Origin of the sequence: Simiduia aestuariiviva, assembly GCF_014192475.1 — a bacterium.
Lineage (GTDB): Bacteria > Pseudomonadota > Gammaproteobacteria > Pseudomonadales > Cellvibrionaceae > Simiduia > Simiduia aestuariiviva.
The window spans coordinates 145,930-170,027 of the sequence record NZ_JACHXZ010000002.1 but is presented as its reverse complement, the minus strand read 5'-3'; the positions used below and the strand labels follow the sequence as shown (position 1 = coordinate 170,027).

At 55.5% G+C, this 24,098-nt stretch carries 26 protein-coding genes; 8 read left to right on the top strand and 18 right to left on the bottom strand.

What is annotated here, in order from left to right:
- The 4 genes from scpB to FHS30_RS06295 all read right to left on the bottom strand — a co-directional run.
- Positions 1 to 830: SMC-Scp complex subunit ScpB (scpB, locus tag FHS30_RS06310; RefSeq protein ID WP_246341207.1), on the bottom strand; the 830-nt coding region annotated here is incomplete at its 3' end.
- 2 nt (positions 831 to 832) lie between these two features.
- Positions 833 to 1,729 (bottom strand): segregation and condensation protein A, encoded by an 897-nt coding sequence (locus tag FHS30_RS06305; protein ID WP_425502365.1) that lies wholly within the window; start codon positions 1,727 to 1,729, stop codon positions 833 to 835.
- 173 nt (positions 1,730 to 1,902) lie between these two features.
- The gene (locus FHS30_RS06300; RefSeq protein WP_183909541.1) at positions 1,903 to 2,529 is read right to left on the bottom strand and encodes an L-threonylcarbamoyladenylate synthase; all 627 of its coding nucleotides are present in this window, start codon (positions 2,527 to 2,529) and stop codon (positions 1,903 to 1,905) included.
- Positions 2,530 to 2,578: 49 nt separating this feature from the next.
- A complete protein-coding gene (locus tag FHS30_RS06295) occupies positions 2,579 to 3,451 on the bottom strand; it encodes a PHP domain-containing protein (protein ID WP_221197196.1) in 873 nt (290 codons plus the stop codon).
- 82 nt (positions 3,452 to 3,533) lie between these two features.
- On the opposite strand from FHS30_RS06295, the gene FHS30_RS06290 reads away from it, so the two are divergent.
- From FHS30_RS06290 to FHS30_RS06255, 8 genes are all read left to right on the top strand, one after another.
- Positions 3,534 to 4,280 (top strand): VC0807 family protein, encoded by a 747-nt coding sequence (locus FHS30_RS06290; protein ID WP_425502348.1) that lies wholly within the window; start codon positions 3,534 to 3,536, stop codon positions 4,278 to 4,280.
- Between the two features lie 30 nt (positions 4,281 to 4,310).
- A complete protein-coding gene (locus tag FHS30_RS06285) occupies positions 4,311 to 4,610 on the top strand; it encodes a YciI family protein (RefSeq protein ID WP_183909539.1) in 300 nt (99 codons plus the stop codon).
- Between the two features lie 75 nt (positions 4,611 to 4,685).
- Complete coding sequence (locus FHS30_RS06280) at positions 4,686 to 5,363, top strand: TIGR04211 family SH3 domain-containing protein (protein ID WP_183909537.1); 678 nt, start codon at positions 4,686 to 4,688, stop codon at positions 5,361 to 5,363.
- A 9-nt stretch (positions 5,364 to 5,372) separates the two neighbouring features.
- Positions 5,373 to 5,927 (top strand): peptidylprolyl isomerase, encoded by a 555-nt coding sequence (locus FHS30_RS06275; RefSeq protein ID WP_183909535.1) that lies wholly within the window; start codon positions 5,373 to 5,375, stop codon positions 5,925 to 5,927.
- A gap of 35 nt (positions 5,928 to 5,962) precedes the next feature.
- Positions 5,963 to 6,727 carry a pyridoxine 5'-phosphate synthase gene (locus tag FHS30_RS06270; RefSeq protein ID WP_183909533.1) on the top strand — a complete coding sequence of 255 codons (765 nt, stop codon included), beginning with the start codon at positions 5,963 to 5,965 and terminating at the stop codon, positions 6,725 to 6,727.
- Between the two features lie 147 nt (positions 6,728 to 6,874).
- Positions 6,875 to 7,294 carry a CBS domain-containing protein gene (locus FHS30_RS06265; protein ID WP_183909531.1) on the top strand — a complete coding sequence of 140 codons (420 nt, stop codon included), beginning with the start codon at positions 6,875 to 6,877 and terminating at the stop codon, positions 7,292 to 7,294.
- A 79-nt stretch (positions 7,295 to 7,373) separates the two neighbouring features.
- Positions 7,374 to 8,291 (top strand): Rossmann-like and DUF2520 domain-containing protein, encoded by a 918-nt coding sequence (locus FHS30_RS06260; RefSeq protein ID WP_183909529.1) that lies wholly within the window; start codon positions 7,374 to 7,376, stop codon positions 8,289 to 8,291.
- A gap of 5 nt (positions 8,292 to 8,296) precedes the next feature.
- The gene (locus FHS30_RS06255; protein WP_183909527.1) at positions 8,297 to 9,073 is read left to right on the top strand and encodes a TrmH family RNA methyltransferase; all 777 of its coding nucleotides are present in this window, start codon (positions 8,297 to 8,299) and stop codon (positions 9,071 to 9,073) included.
- On the opposite strand, the gene FHS30_RS06250 is transcribed toward FHS30_RS06255, so the two are convergent.
- The 14 genes from FHS30_RS06250 to truA all read right to left on the bottom strand — a co-directional run bounded on the left by FHS30_RS06250 (position 9,027) and on the right by truA (position 23,983).
- Positions 9,027 to 11,063 (bottom strand): transglutaminaseTgpA domain-containing protein, encoded by a 2,037-nt coding sequence (locus tag FHS30_RS06250; RefSeq protein ID WP_183909525.1) that lies wholly within the window; start codon positions 11,061 to 11,063, stop codon positions 9,027 to 9,029. The genes FHS30_RS06255 and FHS30_RS06250 overlap by 47 nt on opposite strands.
- The gene (locus FHS30_RS06245) at positions 11,053 to 12,030 is read right to left on the bottom strand and encodes a DUF58 domain-containing protein (protein ID WP_183909523.1); all 978 of its coding nucleotides are present in this window, start codon (positions 12,028 to 12,030) and stop codon (positions 11,053 to 11,055) included. Before FHS30_RS06245 ends, FHS30_RS06250 begins: the two co-directional genes overlap by 11 nt.
- A 115-nt stretch (positions 12,031 to 12,145) precedes the next feature.
- Entirely contained in the window at positions 12,146 to 12,991 is an 846-nt protein-coding gene (locus tag FHS30_RS06240) for a hypothetical protein (protein ID WP_183909521.1), read from the bottom strand.
- Between the two features lie 89 nt (positions 12,992 to 13,080).
- On the bottom strand, positions 13,081 to 14,004 hold the full coding sequence (locus FHS30_RS06235; RefSeq protein WP_183910241.1) for an AAA family ATPase: 924 nt from the start codon (positions 14,002 to 14,004) through the stop codon (positions 13,081 to 13,083).
- 4 nt (positions 14,005 to 14,008) lie between these two features.
- Positions 14,009 to 15,247 (bottom strand): O-succinylhomoserine sulfhydrylase, encoded by a 1,239-nt coding sequence (locus FHS30_RS06230; RefSeq protein WP_183909519.1) that lies wholly within the window; start codon positions 15,245 to 15,247, stop codon positions 14,009 to 14,011.
- Between the two features lie 6 nt (positions 15,248 to 15,253).
- The gene (gene purF, locus FHS30_RS06225; RefSeq protein WP_183909517.1) at positions 15,254 to 16,786 is read right to left on the bottom strand and encodes an amidophosphoribosyltransferase; all 1,533 of its coding nucleotides are present in this window, start codon (positions 16,784 to 16,786) and stop codon (positions 15,254 to 15,256) included.
- A 66-nt stretch (positions 16,787 to 16,852) separates the two neighbouring features.
- On the bottom strand, positions 16,853 to 17,371 hold the full coding sequence (locus FHS30_RS06220; protein ID WP_183909515.1) for a CvpA family protein: 519 nt from the start codon (positions 17,369 to 17,371) through the stop codon (positions 16,853 to 16,855).
- A gap of 103 nt (positions 17,372 to 17,474) precedes the next feature.
- A complete protein-coding gene (locus FHS30_RS17365) occupies positions 17,475 to 18,050 on the bottom strand; it encodes an SPOR domain-containing protein (RefSeq protein ID WP_183909513.1) in 576 nt (191 codons plus the stop codon).
- A gap of 76 nt (positions 18,051 to 18,126) precedes the next feature.
- Positions 18,127 to 19,380, bottom strand: coding sequence for a bifunctional tetrahydrofolate synthase/dihydrofolate synthase (folC, locus tag FHS30_RS06210; protein ID WP_183909511.1), 1,254 nt, complete (start codon positions 19,378 to 19,380; stop codon positions 18,127 to 18,129).
- A gap of 5 nt (positions 19,381 to 19,385) precedes the next feature.
- Positions 19,386 to 20,249 carry an acetyl-CoA carboxylase, carboxyltransferase subunit beta gene (gene accD, locus FHS30_RS06205; RefSeq protein WP_183909510.1) on the bottom strand — a complete coding sequence of 288 codons (864 nt, stop codon included), beginning with the start codon at positions 20,247 to 20,249 and terminating at the stop codon, positions 19,386 to 19,388.
- A gap of 47 nt (positions 20,250 to 20,296) precedes the next feature.
- The gene (gene trpA / locus FHS30_RS06200; RefSeq protein ID WP_183909508.1) at positions 20,297 to 21,106 is read right to left on the bottom strand and encodes a tryptophan synthase subunit alpha; all 810 of its coding nucleotides are present in this window, start codon (positions 21,104 to 21,106) and stop codon (positions 20,297 to 20,299) included.
- A 27-nt stretch (positions 21,107 to 21,133) separates the two neighbouring features.
- The gene (trpB, locus tag FHS30_RS06195; RefSeq protein WP_183909506.1) at positions 21,134 to 22,378 is read right to left on the bottom strand and encodes a tryptophan synthase subunit beta; all 1,245 of its coding nucleotides are present in this window, start codon (positions 22,376 to 22,378) and stop codon (positions 21,134 to 21,136) included.
- A gap of 39 nt (positions 22,379 to 22,417) precedes the next feature.
- Positions 22,418 to 23,077 (bottom strand): phosphoribosylanthranilate isomerase, encoded by a 660-nt coding sequence (locus FHS30_RS06190; RefSeq protein ID WP_343048932.1) that lies wholly within the window; start codon positions 23,075 to 23,077, stop codon positions 22,418 to 22,420.
- A gap of 75 nt (positions 23,078 to 23,152) precedes the next feature.
- Complete coding sequence (truA, locus tag FHS30_RS06185) at positions 23,153 to 23,983, bottom strand: tRNA pseudouridine(38-40) synthase TruA (protein WP_246341238.1); 831 nt, start codon at positions 23,981 to 23,983, stop codon at positions 23,153 to 23,155.
- Between the last annotated feature and the right edge of the window lie 115 nt (positions 23,984 to 24,098).

Below are 24,098 nucleotides of genomic sequence, written 5' to 3'. Positions count from 1 at the left end.
TCTGCGTCTTCAGTGTGACTTGCCTGATCCTGTTCGGCCACTTCGTCTTTGGCCTCGTCAATAGCGTCGCGCTCAGCTGCATCCGGGTCTTCAGCAAGATCCAGCTCTTTATTGAGCTCATCCAAATCGCGCAGCTCACTGAGTGACGGCAACTCGTCCAAGCTTTTGAGGTTGAAGTAGTCTAAAAATTGGCGCGTGGTGGCGTACAGCGAGGGGCGACCGGGTACATCGCGATGCCCGACCACTTTGATCCACTCGCGCTCCGACAGCGTTTTAACAATGTGGGAACTCACCGCCACGCCGCGAATTTCTTCAATATCGCCGCGCGTTATCGGTTGACGGTAGGCAATGAGTGCCAGAGTTTCCAGCAGCGCGCGAGAATATTTTTGAGGTTTTTCATCCCACAGTCGATTGACCCAAGGAGCGGTTTCGGCGCGCACCTGAAAGCGCCAGCCAGTGCCCACTTCCTTGAGCTCAAAGCCACGGCCTTCACAATCGGCCTGAATGTCTTCGAGCGCCGCTTTGATTTCTTCTTTGGGCATGGGTTCAGCACCCGCCTCAGATTCAAACAGCTCGGCTAATTTAGCCACCGACAGCGGATGACCCGCAGCCAACAGTGCGCCTTCGACAATTTTCCGAAGCAGTTCTCGATCCACGGCGGGCGCGCGCTCAGCCGAATCGGCGGAATCATCGCTCGCGTCTGATGGCGCGTCAGTTTCAGCGGTATCTACAGCCATTGGCTGCACTTCTATCGCCTCGTCAGTTACCGCGGCCTCTTGTTGCTCCGGCGCGGCGTTCTCAATTGTGTCTTGATCAGGGGTATCAGCCATGATTACTGCGTTCTCGCTCTCACGTGGATTGCGGCAAAACTGTCGTTTTGCACGATTTCCACTAGGGATTCTTTAATTAATTCCAGCACCGCTAAAAACGTCACCACCACGCCCAGGCGACCCTCTTCAACGGTAAACAATTGCACGAAAGGCATAAATTGCTTGTGTGCCAATCTATCGAGCACCTGCCCCATGCGCTCGCGGGTTGATAGCTTTTCTTTGGTGACGTGGTGGCTCTCAAACATATCGGCCCGACGCAATACCTCAGACAGTGCGAGCAAGAGTTCTTTGAGATCCACATCCGGCTCGGGGCGCGTCAAATTGCGATCCGGAGCTTGTGCCGAGGCATGGAAGACATCGCGCCCCACGCGGGGCAACTCGTCAATATCTTCAGCGGCCTGTTTAAAGCGCTCGTATTCCTGCAGGCGTCGAATCAGCTGCGCCCGTGGATCCTCTTCATCCTCTTCTTCCTCACTGGAGCGCGGCAGCAGCATGCGCGACTTAATTTCGGCCAGCATGGCGGCCATCACCAAATATTCGGCGGCCAGTTCAAATTGCATCGCGCTCATCATTTCCACATAGGCCATGTACTGGCGCGTGATTTCAGCCACATTGATTTCGAGGATATCGAGGTTTTGGCGGCGGATGAGGTACAGCAACAGATCGAGGGGGCCTTCGAAGGCCTCTAGAATCACTTCCAGGGCATCCGGGGGTATGTACAGGTCTTTAGGCAGATCCGTGACGGCTTTGCCCTGCACAATGGCGAAAGGCATTTCCGCTTGATCGGGGCGCTGCGGGGCAGCGACGGCGGCGTCAGCGGGCTGGTCGGGCGCGGCGTCTGGGGCCGGCGAGGCGGTTTCGGCTGCCACCAGCTCGGTGCCCTGTTCGCTATCAGTCAGCGCAGTCTCGCCGGGCAAGGTTTCTAATTCGGGACTCACAGTGGATCTCTCAGCACGGATTGCTCTCTCAGCAGGCCAATCGGACATTCAAAGGGTGACATTATGGGGCCGCACCTCGGGCACTGCAATCGCAAATGCCCGCCCTGCGTCTGTGCACCTGCCATTGATGCGCGCTAGGCCGCCTCGAACGGGCTGAAATCGCCGATTCCCTGGCGCACCAAGCTGGGCACATCGCCCGTAAGATCCACCACGGTCGTGGTGTCCAGCCCACAGTAACCGCCGTCAATGACCAAATCCAACTGGTGCTGGAGGCTGTCGCGAATGTCATAGGGATCGCTCATCGGGTACTCATCGCCGGGCATCTGCAGTGTTACGCTCATGATCGGCTCGCCCAGCTCCTCCAACAATGCCAGAGCAATGGCGTTGTCGGGCACCCGCAGGCCGATAGTCTTGCGCTTGGGGTGCAACAATCGGCGCGGCACCTCTGAGGTGGCCTCCAAAATGAAGGTGTATTGCCCCGGCGTGTGATTTTTCAGCATGCGGTAGACCTGGTTGTCGACTTTGGCGTAAGTGGACAGCTCCGACAGGTCTCTGCACATCAAGGTGAAATTGTGGTGCTTATCCAATTGGCGCAGGGCCCGAATGCGATCGAGGGCTGCTTTATCGCCAATATGGCACCCCAACGCATAGGCGCTGTCTGTGGGATAGGCAATCACCCCGCCCTTGCGCACGATATCGGTGGCCTGTACCACCAGCCGGTGCTGCGGGTTGTCTGGGTGAATCTGAAAAAACTGGGCCACAGGGCCTCCTTGCTAATAAAAGTTCTGACTATTCAATTACTTGCACAGCTTACACGGATTCTGGTTTAGCCACAGCCATGCGCGACGCCAAGGCCGGCAAGTGCCAGACGGGCAGCAGGTCGTCTGGCAAAATACCGGCACACCCCAATTCTTGCCAGCGCTGATCGGGCAGGTGAAAATCGCTACCGATAGACAGGTGCAGCGCAAAGGGTGCCAATAACCGAGCCAAATCATGGGTGACCGACGCCTCCTGGTAACCGCTGATCAACTCCACCGCCGCACCACCTGCCTGCTTGAAATCACCCACCAACTCCAGCAGCTTTGTGCGCGTTAGCTTGTACTTGAGCGGATGCGCCAAGACGGCCACCCCGCCAGCCCTTACGATGAGCGCAATGGCCTCCTCCAACTCTGGGAACGCCTGTTTGACATCACCCGGCTTACCATTGCCCAAATAGCGCCGAAAGGCCGCCGCCTGTGAGCTAACCTTTCCAAGCTGAACCAGCGCCCGGGCAAAATGCGGGCGGCCAATACTTCCCTCACCCGCCTCAATGCGCGCCTGCCGCAAAATGTCTTGTTCACCGCTGAGTCCAGAGTTGGCCAATGCCCGCGCTATGGCGAGTGCGCGGTCTTCCCGCACCGTTTGCATCGCCCTCAGTGAGTGCTGGAGTTCGGGGTGATCTGGGTCCAAGCCCAAGCCCACCACGTGCACCCCGCGCCCGCGCCAGGTGCTGGAAACTTCGATGCCGGGAATTAACGCGACGCCCTGAGCCTCAGCGGCGATACGCGCTTCGGCGTAGCTATCCATGGTGTCGTGGTCTGTAATCGCCAAAGTGGTCACGCCCTGACTTTTTGCCCTCGACACCAGCGCTTCAGGCCGTAAAATACCGTCCGATGCGCAGGTATGTGTATGTAGATCAATCAAGCCTGTAATATGAACCCCCGATAGGCGCAAACACGGTCACACATTGACCGACGCCGTTCATCATTTTGCCACTGAGACGCAAATGACCCAAGCACAAAACGAGCCCAGCGCGCCTGTCGCCACCAATACCCCACCGAGTGCCCCTAAGCCCGAGCGCGAAAACATGCTGGTTAACCTGCTGTTTAACATAGTGCTGCCGACGGTGATTTTGACGAAGTTCAGCAACGAGGCGTGGCTCGGCACCAAACTAGGCTTGATCATTGCCTTGGCGTTTCCCCTGCTGTACGGCCTAAAAGATTTCAAACAGCGCGGCAAAATCAACTTTTTTTCAATTCTGGGAATTGTCAGCGTACTGCTCACCGGCGGCATCAGCTTGCTGGAATTGGACCCTAAATATATCGCCATCAAAGAAGCCGCCATACCGGGCTTACTGGGCCTTGCTACCCTGGCATCGCTAAAAACACGCTTTCCGCTGGTGCGCACCTTCATCTATAACGATCAACTATTGAAAGTGGCGGTGGTGGATCGCGCACTGGACCAACACAACAACCATCGCGCATTCGAAGCCGTTTTGCGCAACGCCACCTACCTCTTGGCCTTTTCCTTCTTTGTCAGCTCGACACTTAATTATGTACTGGCAAAATGGATCGTCGTGAGCGCACCCGGCACCGAGGCATTTAACGAAGAACTGGGCAAAATGACGGCACTGAGTTACCCGGTAATTGTGATTCCTGCCATGGGTATCATGATTTATACCTTGTTTTATCTGTTTAAAAACATTAAAAAACTCACTCACTTGGATTTTGAGGACATTCTGCACGACGCCTAAGTTGTGCAGCCCACGCATTAAGGACGCACCATGTACTACGCCATCATCAGTGAAGATGTTGCCAATTCGCTACCATTGCGCAAAACGGCGCGCGCAGAACACATTGCGCGTCTGGAAGCATTGCGCGAACATGGCCGCCTGTTAATCGCGGGCCCCTGTCCCGCCATCGATGCCGATGATCCCGGCGAAGCAGGCTTTACTGGCAGTTTAATTGTGGCTGAATTTCCCAGCCTAGTGGCAGCACAAGACTGGGCCGATGCCGACCCTTATATCGCCGCTGGGGTTTATCAACGGGTTGCGGTCAAACCCTTTAAGAAAGTTTTACCGTGAACGTGATGCTGCCGACAGCATGTGCGCACCCAAGCGCGTAAACTTTATCCAACAACTACTTTGGAAAATGTATCCGTGACCAGAATAATTTTACTTATCGCCCTGCTATCGAGCCTTTGTAGCCATTCAGTGAGCGCGCAAGAAACTCGCTATATTTCAGATCAACTGTTCGTCCCATTGCGCAGCGGTCAAGGCAACCAGTACCGCATCATCCACCGCGGCCTCCCCTCCGGCACCGCGGTTAAATTCGTCGAGCAAAGTGAAGACGGCGAATGGTCATTGGTGGAAGTGCGCAACGGCGATCAAGGCTGGATTCGCAATCAATATTTACTAGAAGAGCCCACTGCCTCGGTGAAACTGAGCCGCACAGAAGCGGAGCTTCAAAAATTGCGCGAGGAGTTCGCCAACCTACAGAACGATTACCGGGATTTGAGCGGCGATCGGAGTAGCGCGCTCAACAATCTATCAAGCCTTACGGCTCAGCGCGACCAGCTTGCCGAAGAGCTGGCAACCATTAAGCAATTGTCGGCAAATGCCATCGACCTCAATCAACGCTACCAAGACCTATTAAAAAAGCATCAAATGCTACAAACGGAAGCGGATATTTTAAAGGCCAGCAACCAGCGGCTGCAAAATGACAAAACCTATAACCAATGGATTTATGGCGCGTCTATCTTAGGCATCGGCATGATTTTTACCTTGCTCATTCAAAGCTTGAGCAATCGTAAGCGCAAATCCGAATGGATTAGTTAAGGATTTTTTATGACTCGTTTTATTCTTGGCTTAATACTCACCTGCTTTTCGTTGGCAAGTGTCGCGGCCAACCCAAAAGTGAAGTTTGAAACGGATCTGGGTGATATTGTGTTAGAGGTATTTGCCGATAAAGCACCGGCTACCGCTGACAACTTCCTAAGCTATGTGGATTCTGGTTTTTACGACGGCACCATCTTCCACCGAGTTATCCCAGGCTTTGTAGTTCAAGGCGGCGGTTTTACCTTCGACTTCACTAAAAAGCCAGTGCGCGAGCCGGTTGTGAATGAATCCCACAACGGCTTAAAAAATTATTATGGTTTTCTTTCAATGGCGCGCACCTCGCACCCTGACAGCGCCACCTCGCAGTTTTTCATCAATGTCAATGTGGCAGGCAATGCGCACTTAGACGCAGGCAAAAACAAAGCCGGCTACGCGGTGTTTGCCAAGGTCATTTCAGGTATCGACGTTGTGGACGCGATCACCCGCGAACCCCGGGGCGCGATACGCGCATTCCCAGAGGCGCCCAACACACCGGTGCGAATTTTAAAGGCGCGACGACTGTAAGCGCGCCGCTTTACATTTTTTATTAGGAATCTGCCGTGCCACACGCTAACGCCACTGCGCTCAGTATTAATCTGAACAAAATTGCCCTCATTCGCAATTCCCGTGAAGGTAACTTTCCCGATGTCTGCGAACATGCACAGCGCTGCATCGACCTAGGCGCCGATGGCATCACCGTGCACCCGCGCCCAGATCAACGGCACATTCGCGCCGAAGACGTTCGCCAACTGGCCAAGCTCGTCAGCCCACAAGTGGAGTTCAACGTGGAGGGTAACCCCTTCGCGCCTGCGCTAGGTAGCTACCCTGGTTTTATGGCGCTGGTGGCTGAGACCCTACCCGCGCAGTGCACACTGGTGCCCGATAGCGATGCTCAGTTAACGTCAGACCACGGCTTTGATCTGCGCAGTAGCGCCACGGCGCTGAAACCGATCATTGCCGAGCTAAAACAACAGGGCATGCGCGTCAGTTTGTTTATGGACCCAGATCCAGACCAAATTAAGCGGGCAGCCGATATAGGTGCAGATCGCATAGAACTCTATACCGGGCCATTTGCCGCTGCGCACAAAGCCCAGGCCCCCGAGCTTGCGCAGCTTTTAACGCGCTTCGCCGAGGCCGCGCACGCGGCTGCCGAATTGGGATTGGGCGTCAACGCCGGGCACGATTTAAATTTGCACAATCTGGCAACCTTTCGCGACGCAGTGACGCCCCTACTGGAAGTCTCCATTGGCCACGCATTTACCGTGGACTGCATCGCCATGGGCATGCCCGCTGCCATGGCTGCCTACCTAGAGCGCTGCCGCTAAAGCGTTAGACACATCGCAAGAGCGCCGTTTATTGGCTAGTCTTAAGGCATGGGCTGCGGTATGGTCATTGAAGGGGTGTGCGCCCCCGCTGCAGCATTCCTGATGCAATCCTGATGCATTCTTCAGGCCACAGGTAAGGAGAACCCCATGCAATCGATACTCGTCCAAGATTTTATGAATCGACAGCCGCTGGTCGTCAGCAATACCGATAACATTCGCACCGTGGTGACCAAGCTGCTGGAGCATAAGGTCATCGGGGCACCGGTTGTGGATAGCGAGCGGCAACTGGTGGGCTTTGTTTCAGAACAAGACTGTATCAAAGAGATGCTCAACGACGCCTTCTATTGCGAAGAGCCCGCGAGCGTCACCAAAGTCATGCACCGAGACGTGCTCACCGTGACGCCTTCCACCAGCATCGTGGAAGTCGCGCAAACGATGCTCGCCAATAAACCCAAAAACTATCCTGTAGTAGAGGGCAACAAATTGGTGGGGCTCATCAGCCGGCAACACGTGCTCAAAGCGCTACTGGCCAACGATGACGATTGCTACTTGCGCAAGCCCGCATAAATGCGGCGAAAGCCGTTGACCCCCGCCTTCAGGCGCACTAGGGTGCGCCTTTTTACTGCCCGCAATGCGATGACACTCAATGCATAAGCCCACCCCCCCTCGGCTCTCGATTTTCGGCGCCGGCAAATTAGGCCAAACCCTTGCGCACCTGTGGCAAGCCAAAGGGTGTGTCACTATCGGACAGGTGGTTTGCCAGCACATCAAAAGTGCCAAGGATGCAGTGGCTTTTATCGGCGCCGGAAATGCCACTACCCCGGAAAACCGCCCAGCAGGGTGTGATATCTGGCTGCTAAGTTGTCCTGATCAAGTCCTACCCGAGGCGGCACGTTGGATTGCCCAACAACCGCTGCACGGTGGACAGGTGGTATTTCACTGTGCCGGCAGCCTCAACCACACGGCACTGGAACCTGCTCAACCCGCACAATTGGCCAGTGTGCATCCCGTGCACGCCTTTAGCGCTCCTAGCGATGCTATCCACACGCTGGCCGGAAGTTACTGTGTTGCGGAGGGCAGCGACACAGCAAAGTCCCTGTTAAAACCACTTTTCACCGCGCTGGAATGCCAGTGGCTTGAACTCGACGCCCGCTCACAGGACGCCAAAGCGCTCTACCATGCGGCCACAGTTTCAGCCAGCAATCACTTGGTGACGCTCATAGATCAAGCGCTGCGCTTGGCTGAATTTGCCGGCCTTTCAAGAACTCAAGCGGCGGAACTTTTGCGCCCGCTGGCCACTCAGAATCTCGACAAGACGCTGCAAGGCCCCGCGGATGCGGTGCTCACTGGGCCCGTTAGTCGTGGCGACACCCGCACCCTAGCCGCGCATTTTTCGGCACTCGCGCACAGCGAGGTCCCGATGGGCGATCAACAACTGTACCGACAGCTCGCTGAATCAACGCTGGCCATCGCCCGACATCAAGGCGACAATGCCGAGGCTCGGCTAACCGAAATTCAACAGCTCATCGACAAACAACTTTCCCTGCTCAACGCCCGCAAGTAGATGCCATGAACGATTCCGAAGAATACCAACAGCGCAAACAGTTTTACGATCAATTGCTCACGATTTACGGCCGCAAGCCTGTGCTCGAAGCGCTGCAACAACCGGGCATTCAAATCCATCGACTGCACTTGGCCGACAGCAACAAATCGGCTGCGATCCTCGATGACATAGTGGCCATTGCACAACGCCACAACGCGGAAATTTGTTATCACAGCAAGCAGGCACTGTCGCGGATTTCGCGCAATGGCAAACAGGATCAGGGCGTGGCTGTAGATTTAGTGCTGGGTGGCTACCGAGCCTATGAAGATTTTCTAAAGACAGCCCCTAATCAGTACGAACTTCTGGCACTCGATGGCATCACCAACCCGCAAAATCTAGGCATGATTTTGCGCACGGTCGCCGCGAGCGGCATTGCCGGGGTGTTACTGCCCAAAAAGGGCTGCGCGCAAATCGACCCACTGGTGATTAAAGCCAGCGCCGGCGCGCTGTTTCGTTGCCCAATTTTACGGTGCGATGACCTGGCGGCAGCGCTCCAGAATTTTCAAGCAGCCGGTGCCAAAGTGTGCGGCTTGTCATCACACGCCCGCCAAAGTTTGGGTGAATTTCAGGCGCTTGCACCCACCATTTTTGTACTGGGCAACGAAACTCACGGTGTTTCATCGGCGGTGCAAGCACTCGCCGATCACAACCTCCGCATTCCCATGGCAAATGGGGTGGAATCATTGAACGTCGCCATTACGGCGAGTTTATTGGCTTTTCGCCACCAGCTGACTGGCGCTTAATCCGCGCCAGTTGCGCCTTTATTAAACGCACCGCCTCGGCATTTTTATCATCGTACAAACCGCGCTCAAACAGCGCCGAAAACTGTTGCCACAGTCGCGTTTGCTCGGGTAACAAGCGCTCTACTCGCGCAAAATACTGGCCCACAGGCTCACCGGGCGCACGCTCAATACCGGTTTTGCGCTCAATGCGGCGCAATAACCGCAACAGCGGCGGCAGCGGCTCGGATCGATTACACCACGCCAACCACAGGGCCAATAATGCTAGCGGCGCGCCCGCCGCCAGCAGTAAAAATACGCCGATACGCCAGGGCTCCATACCGCCCAATAATTTTTCCAAAACTGCAGACTGCCGGTCACCATCAAACCCGACCACCATACTCTGCCACCGGTAGTTGACCTCCTCCCATTGCAAGCGCGCTTGATTCAACCAGTTAATGTGGCTGTAGCGCATGAGCGACAGGGGGTCGCCCAAAAGATCCGCATTATTTTGCATGGCTGCGCGCAGGCCGCTGCGAATGCGGCTTGGGGCCACTGCCGCAGTGGGATCTACGCGCAACCACTCACCGTTAATCCACACTTCAGCCCACGCGTGAGCGTCCATTTGATGGACCAGCAAATAGTCGCCAGCTAGGCCTAACTCCCCGCCCTGATAGCCGGTCACTACGCGCGCAGGAATACCCGCGGCGCGCGCGAAAAAAACAAAGCTGCTGGCAAAGTGTTCACAAAACCCTTGCTGGGTTTGAAACAAAAACTCATCGACACTGTGCTCACCCAAGGCCGGCGGCTGCAACGTATAAATAAATCGCTCTTGGATCATATTTTCAAAACGCGCGATCAGCGCTTGTTTACTGAGCCCGGTGGCACGCCACTGATCGGCCAATGCCCGCGTGCGTGGGTTCACCCTAGGCGGCAAGGATAAATAGTGACGCTGCACAAATGGATGCAGCTGTTCAGCAACCACCGGCATATCCACGGTATAAAATTCAAATCGCTGACGATCAGCAATGGGCAGCAACGTGCGCACGGTCTGATCAATAGTAATCGACCAACGCTTATTGGACTCAACGGACAGGGGCACGCCCAGGGTAAACAACCATGTGCGGTGGCTAGGTTCCATAAGCACTTGATAGCGGTAGCGAGGCGCACCTTGACGGGCTGCCTCGGGCAGCAAGCGCCAACTCGATGGCGCTTGATTCGACCGATCGACGCCGCGACCACCGGGATTAAAATCGTAATTGCGCGCCCGCCATGTGCGCCCATCAAATTCACTCAACACGATTCCACGCCAATACCGGGCCTCCGGCGGCGGCACCGCCCCATCGAAATTCACGCGAAATGCCAACTTGCCAGACTTGGTTAAATCGACCACATCACCCGGCGACATGGAATCGCTAATACCCGTGCGTGCGGCGTGATTTTGCATGGGCATGGCCCACAGGGGCCCCGTGCGCGGCAACACTAAAAAGAGCGCGACCATCACTGGCAGGGCCTGCAGCAACATCACGCCACTGCGCCGCAGGGCTGGCTTTACCCCCGCTGTGGGGCCACTAAACAGCAGTTGCTGCGCCGTTAAAAGCCACCAAAATGTGAGCGTGCAGTACAGGGTTTCAAATATTAATTGCGCGAAAAGTAGTTGGGCTGCCGCGGCAAAATAGCCAAGGAACACCACCAGGAGCGCGTCGCGCCGATGCCGCATCTCCAGCAACTTGAGCAACATGCCCACCAACAGCAATCCGGTCATGGGCTCTACGCCGCGCCAACTGCCATAGCCACGCCAAATACCAAACGCGCAGACCAACACCAACAGCGTTTTAATCAGTCGACCGGGCATCGCCCAGCGCCCCAAATAAATTTGCCAGCGCCAGATCAAGATCACCGCGCCTGCACCCAAGACCCAAACGGGCAGATGACTTGTGTGTGGCGCCAGTGCCCACAACAGCGCGAAAAATAGCCACAGTTGACTGTTGCGGGGGATCTGCTCAATCAGCACTGCGTGTCTCCAGCCCGTATAAAGCCAATCGGGTTAAGCACCGGTCTCTATGGGAATCGCCCTGCCCCATCGGAATCACCTGGCCCGGTAATGCCAACGAAAAAGGCAGCCCTCGCTGATCCAAATAAAGCACCCAATGGCACAGGCGACTGAGCCGGTTCTCTGTATCCATGCCTTCAAAAAAATGCCAATCAAGTGCCTGAGCCTGCCCCTCTGACTGGGCAAACTGTTTCAGCATCAGGCCCTGCCCCCGAGCAAACTGCTTCCAGGCAATGCGTCGCAATGATTGCCCGGGCTGGTAGCTTTCGAGTCCGACAAAGTCATCGCTGCCCGCGCGCTGAAAGTGGGCATCTAGCTCTCCCTCTGCGTCCGCCCAAGGCGCTTGCTCACTCGCGATAGGTCTTGGGTATACCAATGCCTTAGCGTCCAAATCCAGCCAGGTCCAACAACGCAAAATACCCAGAGGAAACACACTCTCAAGTTTTAATCGCCCTGGATGCAGCCAGCCGCGACGGTCACTTTGGGCCCAGAGTTCCACATCTTGCTCGTCCCCCGTTAAACTCAGTGATATGCACGGCTCATTGCGCCAACCAACGTTCAGTACCTGCCCCTTGCCACTGCCCGCTTTGCATTGAATACGCACGCGGAAAGCTGCGCGCTCGCCTACAAATACAGGCTTAACCTCACCTAATGTTAATCGCAGAGCCGCTAAATTGTGATAGGTGTGCAAGATGGCAACTACGAATACGCTCAGCAGCAAAAATGCCAAGCCTAGGATCAGCGAGTTTTCGTAATTGGTGCCCAGCACCCACAAAAGCAGCAGCGTAAAAATATAAGCCCAGCCACTCGCGGAGGGAAAAATGAATAAATTGCGCTGCCCTAACGTGACCGTACGCGCAGGTCGGATGCGACGGTTAACCCAATTGCGGAAACGTCTTTGCAACGCCGCCGAAAATGCACTCAACATAAAACCCACATCTACGTAATTAAAGAAGCGTGGCCACCGTAGCCAGGCTGCCAAGGAGAAGTACTCAGATACTAAATCACGCCCACCATATCACCAAGGAGGGATTTACGGGTGCTCAGGATGCAAAAAATACAGCGTCAAAATCGCCGTCATCAGAGCGCATTTGAACGCCAATTAAATCTTTACAGGCGGGCATGTGATCGCCCACAAAGAATGCCTTGGGCTTATCTGCGCTGGATTTTCGGCCTTGTAGAACAAATTTTTCACATGCATTTTGAATAACGATGTCTGAAAAACGCTCCATCGCCGCCACGGGAATGTAGCCCTCAGCAATGGGCTCACCGCTCAGTGAGCTGGAGATGCGTTGAACCTGCTGAGCGGCCAGCGCCATGCCAAAATGAAAATGAAAATCACCCGATACCTGCTGCAACACCACGTAGGGGAGTCGTTTTTGTAACTCTCGACGACTATAAACCCTCTGGATCACCACACTCTGCCGGCAAATGCGCTGCAAGCTTTTTATCAGTTCATTCAAACACAGCTGCAATGATTCCGACTGTGGTATTTGTTTAAGTTCGCGCTCGCACTGAGTGCGCGACGCCCGCTGCTGTGCGGAAAAATCACGCGTCAATTCTGCCGCCAGCGATTCGCCAATGTAACCCAACTCAACTAACACATCGGTTAAATTTACGCGCGTTGCCTGTTGCAGTATCAACAGTCTTTCGAGATCCGGCTCCGTTAGCAGACCGGCATGTACAGCCAGCTCACCTAGCATTAAATCGGTATTTCGCTGCTCTCGATTGAGCTGGGCGACCTCTCGCTCAGTCATCAAACGACTATCGACAGCTAATTCACCTAAGGATTTATTTTTACGGCGTAGGTGCGCAAGCGCGGTGTGGAATTGCTCCACGTTGATACGTTCTTGCTCAAGTAAGAATTGACCAAATAACGCCGCTGACATAAGTGAGCTCCCTGTAATTATGCGGGCCCGGCGCAGTCATTGAACACAGGGCACACCTACAGGTATAGCGCATTATAGGGGGGCCAGTATTAGCCCTGCAGCACATCCACCGCGTCGAGCGTGAGCTGAGCTAGCAGATCGCCCTGATTGTCGCCCTGTTCGCCCATGCCTTTTACGCGATGGGCAACCACCGGGCCGAACAGGGTTTGCAGATCTTCGGGGACCAGGTATTTACGCTTGTGCAGCAAGGCCCAGGTTTTTGCGGCTTTTAACAGCGCTAAGGCACCGCGAGGAGAAAGGCCATAGCTGTATTGCGGCGCGCTGCGAGTGTGATTCACCAACCGCTGCAGGTAGTCTAGAACTGCCTCTGACGCTTTAACTTCCGCAGTCTTGGCACGCAAGGTGTTCAGTTGGGCAATGGTCAACGCGGGCTTCATGCGCGCCAACAAAACCCGGCTATCCTCACCCAGGAACAGTGCGCGCTCGGCCGCATCTGAGGGGTAGCCCAAGCTGATGCGCATCAGAAACCGATCCAATTGTGACTCAGGCAAGTGAAAGGTACCGGCCTGAGACAGCGGATTTTGGGTCGCAATCACGAAAAACGGGTCCGGTAACTTGCGGGTTTCACCGTCCGTTGTCACCTGCCCCTCTTCCATGGCCTCTAACAGCGCACTTTGGGTTTTTGGCGTCGACCGATTAATTTCATCGGCCAGCAAAACCTGCGAAAACACGGGCCCTGGGTGAAAGGTGAAATTCCCTTCGCTCTGATTGAAAACGGAGACCCCGAGAATATCTGCCGGCAACAGGTCCGAGGTAAATTGAATGCGCTGGTAGGACAGCCCTAACACCTGCGACAGGGCGTGCGCCAAGGTGGTCTTGCCCATGCCCGGCAAGTCTTCGATCAGCAGATGCCCGCGCGCGATCAAACAGGTCATGGCTAACTTGATCTGCTGGTCTTTGCCAAGCAGCACGCCAGCGATTTGTTCGCAGGCGTTGGCCACGGGCTCCAGCATATCGTTAAAGGACATGCAGCCCCCGTTGCAAATCGGCCTTTAAATCGTCAATGTCCTCTAGGCCTACCGATACACGGATCAAATTTTCAGTAATTCCCGCCTCGGCCTTGTCGCTATCTGAGAGACGGCCGTGGGTGGTAGTGGCCGGATGCACGATGGTGCTCTTGGCGTCGCCCAGGTTGGCGGTAATGCTAAATATGCGCGTGGCATCGATACAGGCCCAAGCTGCATCACGGCCGCCTTTGACTTTGAAAGACAGCACGCCACCAAAGCCTCGCTGTTGAACACTGGCCAGCTTGTGTCCCGGGTGGCTCGGCAGCCCTGCATAGTAAACTTGCTCGACCTGCGGTTGTTCAGTCAGCCATTCAGCCAAGGCTTGGGCGCTGGCGCAATGGGCGTCCATGCGCAGCCGCAGCGTTTCCAATCCCTTCACAAACACCCAGGCGTTAAAGGCACTCATCGTCGGGCCCGCGGTACGGACAAAGGCCAACACCTCATCCATGTGCGCTTGCTGCCCTACCACGACGCCGCCCACGCATCGGCCCTGACCGTCTAAATATTTAGTGGCAGAGTGCACAACAATATCCGCCCCTAGACTTAGGGGCTTTTGCAGCGCTGGCGAGCAAAAGCAGTTATCCACCACCAACACAGCGCCATGGTCATGGGCGAGCCGAGCAATGGCGCCGATATCAGCCACTTCACACAGTGGGTTGGATGGTGTCTCTAAAAACAACATCTTGGTGGCCGGTGTCAGCGCCGCCTGCCAATTGTTCAGATCTGTCAGGGTCACAAATGTGGTGGTAATGCCGAGTTTGCTCATGTATTTGCTAAACAGCGCATTGGTAGTACCAAACACGCTGCGCGAACACACGACGTGATCACCGGCCTTCAATAGCGCCATACAGGTGCTCAGAATGGCGGCCATACCCGAGGCCGTAGCCACCGCCGCTTCGCCCCCTTCTAGCGCCGCCATGCGCTCTTGAAAATAGCGCACGGTGGGGTTCGTGTAACGCGAATAAACGTTGCCGGGATCGTCCCCGGAAAAGCGCGCCGCCGCCGCTTGTGCGGAATCGAACACATAACTCGAGGTCAAAAACATGGCCTCTCCGTGCTCGCCCTCTGGACTGCGCAACTGGCCCGCGCGCACCGCCAAGGTGTCGCCCCCAGCATCTGCCAGCGCTTCATCGAGAATTTCTCGCTGTTGCGCCAAGTAGGCCTTAGAACCTAAATCCTTTTTAGCCATCGTCGATCAGCCCAATTCATGCATGTCGTTGTGCAGCCCGATGACACTGTCACCATCCATGGCGTTTTTCACATCACCGGCTTTGGCTGCGTCATTGCGCGCCGCTTCCAATCTTGCCAAATAGGCATCATCTACATCGCCGGTTACGTATTCACCGGTAAATACGGAGCAGTCGAATTCGGCCACCTCTGGATTGCCTTCACTGGACGCCGCTATTAGATCCTCAAGCTCCTGATACACCAGCCAATCAGCACCGATTTCTTGACAGATTTCTTCCGTGCTGCGGCCGTGGGCAATCAACTCCCGCGCCGAGGGCATATCGATGCCATAAACGTTTGGAAAGGCCACAGCGGGTGCAGCGGAGGCAAAATAAACTTTGTTGGCGCCGGCTTCGCGCGCCATCTGAATAATTTGCTGACAGGTGGTGCCGCGCACGATGGAATCGTCCACCAGCAACACATTTTTGCCCTTAAATTCCAGCTCAATGGTGTTGAGCTTTTGGCGCACAGATTTTCTGCGCTGCTGTTGGCCCGGCATGATAAACGTGCGGCCAATGTAGCGGTTTTTCACCAAGCCTTCGCGGAATTTAACGCCCAGAGTTTGCGCCAATGCCTGCCCAGCAACACGGGAAGAATCGGGAATGGGCACTACCACATCGATATCGTGGTCTGGATTTTCGCGCAAAATTTTATCGGCCAGCTTCTCGCCTTGACGCAAGCGCGCCTTGTAAACCGAAACACCATCCATGATGGAATCAGGACGGGCAAAATAGACGTGTTCAAAAATGCACGGGCGCAGTGACGGTGCTTTGGCGCACTGGCGGCGATGCAATTGTCCGTGCATGTTGATATAGATTGCCTCGCCCGGAGCCACATCGCCCAGCAACGTAAAACCAAGGGTATCGAGCGCAACACTCTCTGAGGCGACCATATATTCGTCGCCTTTTTCAGTGGTGCGCTTACCGTACACCAGCGGCCGAATGCCGTGCGGATCACGAAATGCAACCACACCGTAGTTGGCGATTAGAGCCACTACGGCATAGCCACCTTTAACGCGATCGTGCAACGCCTCAACGGCGCTAAAAAAATCGTCGGCTGTGGGCGTTAATTTGTTAAGGCGATGCAGTTCGTGGGCTAAAACGTTGATCAGCACTTCCGAATCGGAATCGGTGTTGATGTGGCGCAGGTCCGCGCGAAATACGTGCTCGCTGACCTCTGCCGCGTTGGTGAGATTGCCATTGTGGGCAAGTGCAATGCCGTAGGGTGAGTTCACATAAAACGGCTGAGCCAATGCTGGGCCCGAGCTGCCTGCAGTGGGATAGCGCACGTGGCCGATACCCATGTTGCCAATTAAACGCAACATGTGACTGGTGCGAAATACATCGCGCACCAACCCGTTTGCCTTTACCTGAGCGAGCCGTCCCTCATGGCAGGTCACGATGCCTGCCGCGTCCTGGCCTCGGTGCTGAAGCATCGTAAGCGCATCGTACAACTGGGTGTTGACGTTACTCTTACCGACTATTCCTACAATACCGCACATAGTTCTTCACCTTAGCTAAAACGCTACTTCATCAAACAAAAATATCGCGGCTGCCCAATGAGTGAGCTAGCCCTGCAATTGTCCGTAGCCGCTAAACAGCCGACTTAACAGGTCGCCGGCGTCACTGGCCAATTGCTTGGCCCACCCTTCAAAGGACAAAAACGTCGGAATCAAACGCGACTCCTGCCACCAAGGGTCTTGATCGATGGGTAAAAAGTGAGGCAGCCACATCAACAGCGCCATCACCACCACCAATCCGCGGGCCAATCCAAAAAACATACCGAACAGTCGGTCGGTACCTGTCAGCCCAGTCATTTTCACGAGCTGGCTTATCAGATAGTTGACCATGGCCCCTACTACGAGGGTGCCTAGAAAGAGTAGCGCAAAGGCCAGAGAATGAACGACGGATGGGGTTTCAGAGACGCCTTCCAGCAAGGGGGCTAGACGATCGTCAAACCAGAGGGCAATGGAGATCGCCAGTACCCAGACCACCAGCGATAGCGCCTCTTTGACAAAACCTCGATAGATACTGATGACGCTGGAAACAAGCAGGATCACAAGGATCATCCAGTCGGCCCAATTCATGGAAGTTTCCTTTGGTATCGTACAAAGGGTACGCGGTGGGTTTCGAGGCGCGCATTCTAACAACTGATCCGGTGCAGCGGTAGATAAATTTCGGTGCCCAAGATTAGGGCTTGAACTCTTTCACCAGAGAATTCACCTTCAAACTCGCATCCAGTTCTTTTTTGAGGGCTAGAATTGTTGCTTTATCGGCCTTAGGCCCCACGAACACGCGCACCACTTGCTGCCCCTTGCTGTTTACTAGCGGCCGCACAAACGCCGAGTGACCCGCCGCCTCTAATCGCTCGCGCAAGTCGTCAGCGCGGGATTTTTCGGTAAAGCTGGCCACCTGTAAAACCCAGCCTCGCAGCACCCCCTGCTCATTCAATCCCGGTGCCACTGCCGGCGCCTCGAGGGCAGATGCATTGGGCGCCTCCTTCGGCGCCGGGGCCGGTGCCTCTACCGGTGCTTCTGGCTCATCCACCAAGGCATACATTTGATCGGGCGCTTTGGCCGGCTCGATCGCATCGGGACGCACGGGATCGGCGATGACCTGCGGGGTAATGGTCGGTGTCGGCGGGATTTGCGACTGCCCACCAATGTAGCGGTTATCTGGCTCGTCAAACAAGCTCGGAAAGAAAATGACCGCGATGGAGGCCAATACCACTGCCCCCACCAAGCGCTGCTTTACGTTGTCATCCACGAAATATTACGTCCAAAAATGTGTAATTAAGCCAGCCATCTTAAAGCGCTGCAGCCAGCACGTCATCCGCACCGCTTCAGCTCACTGAAGCGCCCTGCGCCTCAAGCCATTCGAGCGCAGCAGACACCGTAAAGAATGATCCTAACACCCATATGCTATCACCCTGCTGGCTATTGCGCTCAGCGGCCTGCAAGGCCTCCCCGACGTCGACCTCACAACTGGCAGGGCCCGTCACCCATTGCGACAGGGCGCGCCCCTGGGCTGCGCGAGGATTGTCCGGCAAATCCGCAAAATACCACTGATCCACGAGCGGCTGCAGCGGCGCCAAGGTGCCCGCATGGTCTTTGTCGGCCATCATAGCCACGATGGCATGGGTGCGCCCCCTGCCCTCAATGGCTGCGGCTCGGCTGGCAAAAAATTGGGACGCCGCGGGATTGTGTGCCACATCCAAGACCCAATGACGGTCGCGCCATTGCAATTGCTGAAATCGACCCGGTACTCGCAAATGCGCTAATTGCTGCAGCGCCGCGCCGTTTATCTGAATCCCCAGTGACAGCAGCGCCACCAATGCAGCAACCACACTGGGCAAGGGCAAATGGGGCTCGGGAAAGGCGAAAATTTGGTCGGCGTAGGTGAGCTCACACAGGCCGTCGGCGGTGTTGACGGTGAAATCTCGACCGATGAGTAAACTGCTGGCACCTACCGACGCCACCACCTCAAGCACCGATGACTGGGGCGTGGCATCAACATAGATAACTGGCCTTCCAGCGCGGCAAATACCGGCTTTTTCCCGCCCGATTTGGGCCAAGTCTGTGCCCAGCCAATCCTGATGGTCCAACGCAATGCTGGTGATGATGGCCACGTCGGCATCGATGATATTGACCGCATCAAGGCGACCGCCCAACCCGACCTCAAGAATCCAATAATCAACCTCTTGCTGCTGGAAGATCCACAGCGCCGCCAAGGTGCCAAATTCGAAATAGGTGAGACTGACATCCTGCGCCTGCGCATCAATAGCGGCAAACGCCTGGCAGATCAGCTGGTCACTTGCAGGTTCACCATTTAGGCGAATGCGTTCGTTGTAGCGCAGTAGGTGGGGCGAGGTATAGGCGCCGACGCGATATTGCTGGCTGGCTAATAACGCCGCCAGCGTCGACACAGTACTGCCCTTGCCGTTAGTCCCCGCCACTGTGATTACTTTGGCGTTATTGGGCGCCAGCAGCCCAAGTCGCTCAGCGACTAGGCGCACCCGCTCTAAACCGAGGTCGATGGCACTGGGGTGGTGCTGCTCTTGCCAGCGCAACCAGTCCGACAGGTGGCCAAACCGCACGGCGGTTAGGCCACCTTGCTGTTGGTGAACTTAGCCAGCAGGCCAGCTACTTTATCGCGCATATTTTCACGCGCAATAATCATGTCGATGGCACCGTGCTCCAACAGGAATTCAGCGCGCTGAAAGCCTTTGGGCAGCTTTTGACGAATGGTTTGTTCAATGATGTTGGGACCGGCAAACCCAGCGCGCGCACCCGGCTCCGCAGCATTGATGTCGCCCAGCAGGGCCAAGCTGGCCGACACGCCGCCGTACACGGGGTCGGTCATGATGGAAATGTAAGGCACGCCAGCCATTTTCAAGCGCTCGATCACCGCGCTGGTTTTCGCCATTTGCATGAGGGAGATCAGTGCTTCCTGCATGCGCGCTCCACCGGTGGCAGAAAAACATACCAGTGGAATTTTCTCTTCCAGCGCCACTTGGGCCGCGCGCGTAAAGCGCTCACCAACCACATAACCCATTGAGCCGCCGTGGAACGCGAACTCAAAGGCAACGGCGACCACCGGCATCCCCTTGAGCAGCCCCTTCATCGCCACCAGTGCGTCTTTTTCACCAGTGTCTTTCTGGGCTTGGGTCAAACGGTCTTTGTATTTTTTTACGTCTTTGAATTTCAGACGATCAACCGGCAGTACATCGGCACCGATCTCGTGGCGCTCTTGTGGATCTAAGAAAATATCCAAGCGGCGGCGCGCGCCGATGCGCATGTGGTGATCACACTTTGGACACACATCGAGATTGCGCTCAAGTTCAGGGCGATACAGAACCGCCGCACACTTTAAACACTTCTTCCACAGTCCTTCCGGCACCTTGCTCTCGACACGCTTAGTGTCTTTGCGAACCACATTTGTGACAATTTTGTCCAACCAGCTCATGATCGTATACCCAAGTCTTAAGTTGTAATTTGTTGTTTTACCTGTGTTTACAGGCTATCTAGCGCCGCTCGCAACGGCGCAATGAGGCTTGCTGTTTGCTCGGCGATCTGCTCAGCAGGCTGCCCAGCCAATTCACCCATTTTGCTCACTAATAAGCTACCCACCACTACGCCATCGGCTACTGACGCCACGGCCTTGGCGGACTGGGCATCTTTAATGCCAAACCCCACGCACAGCGGCAGGGTTGAGTGGCGTCGAATGTCGGCGATTTTAGCGGTCACAGCGTCAATATCCAAATGCCCTGCACCGGTCACACCCTTTAAGGACACATAGTAAAGAAAACCACCCGCCAAGGCAGTAATGCTGCCAATGCGGGCATCTGTGGTCGTGGGTGCCAGCAGGAAAATATTCTCAAGCTCACGGGCTTTTAGAATTTCATTAAAGGGTTCGGACTCTTCCGGTGGCAAATCCACCGTTAGGAAGCCATCAACTCCGGCGGCAGCGGCCTGATCGGCCAATACCTCAAACCCCATTCTCACCATGGGGTTTACATAACCCATGAGCACCACGGGCGTCTGCTGGTTCGTTTTTCGAAATTCAGACACCACGGCCAAGGTGCCGCGCAAACTCGTATTGTGGGCTAACGCGCGCTCGTGACCGAGTTGAATCACAGGACCGTCCGCCATGGGATCTGAAAACGGCACACCCAGCTCTAAAATATTTGCACCCTGAGCCACCAACGCATGCATTGTCGCAAGCGTCGCGCTGGGCTCTGGGTCACCGTTGACAATGTAGGTGACCAACGCTTTTTTTCCTTCGGCCTGCAATGTTCGCAAACACTCATTAATTCGGTTCATAGGGATTCCAAGTAACTCGATTACCGGTTAGCGATTGGTGGTGCCGACGGTTATGCCGTCGATATCGGCCACGGTCAGAATGTCTTTGTCGCCACGGCCAGACAGGTTCACCACAATGCACTTGTCCTTATCCATGGTGCGCGCCAATTTCATGGCATAGGCCACCGCGTGACTGGATTCCAGCGCCGGCATAATGCCCTCAACGCGCGTCAGCGTGCGGAACGCAGCGAGCGCCTCATCATCATTGATGGCCACGTATTGGGCGCGCCCAACATCTTTCAGAAATGAATGCTCTGGCCCCACGCCCGGATAATCTAGGCCGGCTGAAACCGAGTGGGTTTCAATAATTTGCCCATTTTCATCTTCCATGAGGTAGGTGCGATTACCGTGCAGAATGCCGGGAATTCCGTCATTGAGTGGCGCGGCGTGGCGGCCGGTTTCAACGCCATCACCACCGGCTTCGACCCCATAAATTGCGACGTCGGCATCTTTTAAGAAGGGGTGAAAAAGGCCGATGGCATTGGACCCACCACCGACGCAAGCCACTAGGGCATCGGGCAGCCGACCAATTTGTGCGAGCGACTGGGCGCGCGCTTCGCGCCCGATCACACACTGAAAATCGCGCACGAGCTCGGGGTATGGCGCCGGACCGGCCACTGTGCCGATAATGTAAAAGGTATCGTCGACATTGGTAGCCCAATCGCGCATGGCTTCATTCATCGCATCTTTCAGCGTGCGAGAACCCGATTCTACCGCGATGACCTCCGCGCCCAACAGCTTCATGCGATACACATTTAAAGCCTGCCTGCGCACGTCTTCTGCGCCCATATACACTTGGCACTTCAACCCCAAACGCGCCGCCACTGTAGCTGTCGCCACCCCGTGTTGACCTGCGCCCGTTTCGGCAATGACCCGCTGCTTGCCCGAATGTTTAGCCAGCAGCGCTTGGCCGATGGTATTGTTTACCTTGTGGGCGCCCGTGTGGTTTAAATCTTCGCGCTTGAGATAAATTTTTGCGCCCCCAACGTGTGCCGTGAGTCGCTCTGCAAAATACAAGGGTGATGGACGCCCAACATAGTGCGCTAAATCGTGATCAAACTCGGCCTGAAACTCTGGGTCTTGCTTGAGCTTGCGATACATCGCGTCCAATTCATCCAACGCATGAATCAGCGTCTCCGAAACGAAGCGTCCACCATAGTCACCAAATCGACCCTTGGCATCGGGGACCGCATCGTAATCTACTGCAGTAGGTTTGTTTTCCTGGTTTGACACATTCAACTCCGTTGCCAAATTGCGCTCAATTCAAACGAGCTAAAGAGTGCACCGCGCGTGATCTGCAGCCTTTACCGCAGCCACTAACGCGCGCACTTTCTCAATATCTTTAATGCCGGGCGCGACCTCCACCCCTCCGCTAACATCTACGCCATAGACGCCAGTCTTTGCAATTGCGCGACCGACGTTGTCGGCGCTGAGCCCGCCGGCCAGCAACAATGGGCGCGGCGCCTGTTGAGGTACTCGGTCCCAGTTGAACTGTGCACCGGTACCACCCGGCACCCCGGGCTGGTAGGCGTCGAGCAAAAAGCCAGCGGCGCGAGGATGCGCCGCCATGGCGGCGTCGAGTGCAAAGCCATCTTTCATTCTAAACGCTTTAAAATATGGCAGGCCAAAAGCCTCGCAATGTTCTGCAGTTTCATCGCCATGAAACTGCAGTACTGACAAAGGCACCGCACTCAACACAGACTCAATCGTCGCCAGCGATGCATTCACGAACAAGCCCACTCGCTGCGTCAATGGCCCTAATGCCTGCACAAGGTCTACAGCCCGCTCAACCGTTACCGCCCGCGGGCTGTGCGGATAAAATACAAAACCAAGGGCATCCACACCACAGGACTCAACGGCCAAAAGATTGTCGACCTCGGTCAGGCCACATACTTTTATGCGCGTTCGCTGGTGCGACAAGCGGGTATTCACGGGCGTCTACCTTTACCGGCTAGCGGATTTAACGGAGGCCGAATACTAGCAGAAAAGACCGCACAAAACTGCCGGTCAACGGCTAAAATCACCCAGCTTTTCGGCTAAAAAACACGGGCCAGGCTGAAACTCTGGCAATCCAAATTGCGCGGGGTAAGCCACATGCACCAAATACAGCCCATAGGGCGGCGCCGTCTCAGCCGCTTTTGTTCGATCCTGAGATGCCAACACCTCAGAGACCCAATCGACATTTGCCCAGCCCTTGCCAACTCGCATGAGCACACCCGAGATATTGCGCACCATATGGTGCAAAAATGCGTTGGCGGTAATTTCTATAATGATGAGGTCGCCGCGCCTTGCAAGGTCTATACGCTTAATTTCACGCACTGGATGGCGGGCCTGGCACTGAGCCGCACGAAACGCATTAAAATTGTGCTCGCCAATCAGCTGCTGAGCGCCGGCACGCATGCGATCGACGTCCAACGGTTCGCGACACCAAGTCAATTGATCATGCTGCAGTGCCGGCCTGAAAGGCGAGTTAAAAATGATGTAGCGGTAAGTGCGCTCGCGCGCACTGAAGCGCGCGTGAAATTCAGGCGCCACTTCTGCCGCCCACTTGATTGACACACCCGCGGGTAAATTGGCATTGACCCCCGCCGTCCACGCCTTTGCGGTACGGTCTGCGCGCGTATCGAAGTGCACCACCTGATTTGTTGCATGTACCGCCGCATCAGTGCGACCGGCACAGGCCAAGGTAATGGGCTCGTTCGCCACTTTTGACAAAGCGTGCTGGAGTGCCGACTGAACCGTCGGCACGCCCTCTTCCTGCTGTTGAAACCCACGAAAACTGCCGCCGTGGTACTCGAGCGATAACGCCACACGGCGCACGCCTTCCGGCAATTGCATGCCGGCCACTATTTCGCAATTCGGGGTGTAAATCTTTTGCACACAAATACCGTTAATCGGCGACCCGCAGGCCATAAAAAAGGCCCTGCAAGCTAACGCCTACAGGGCCTTTTGG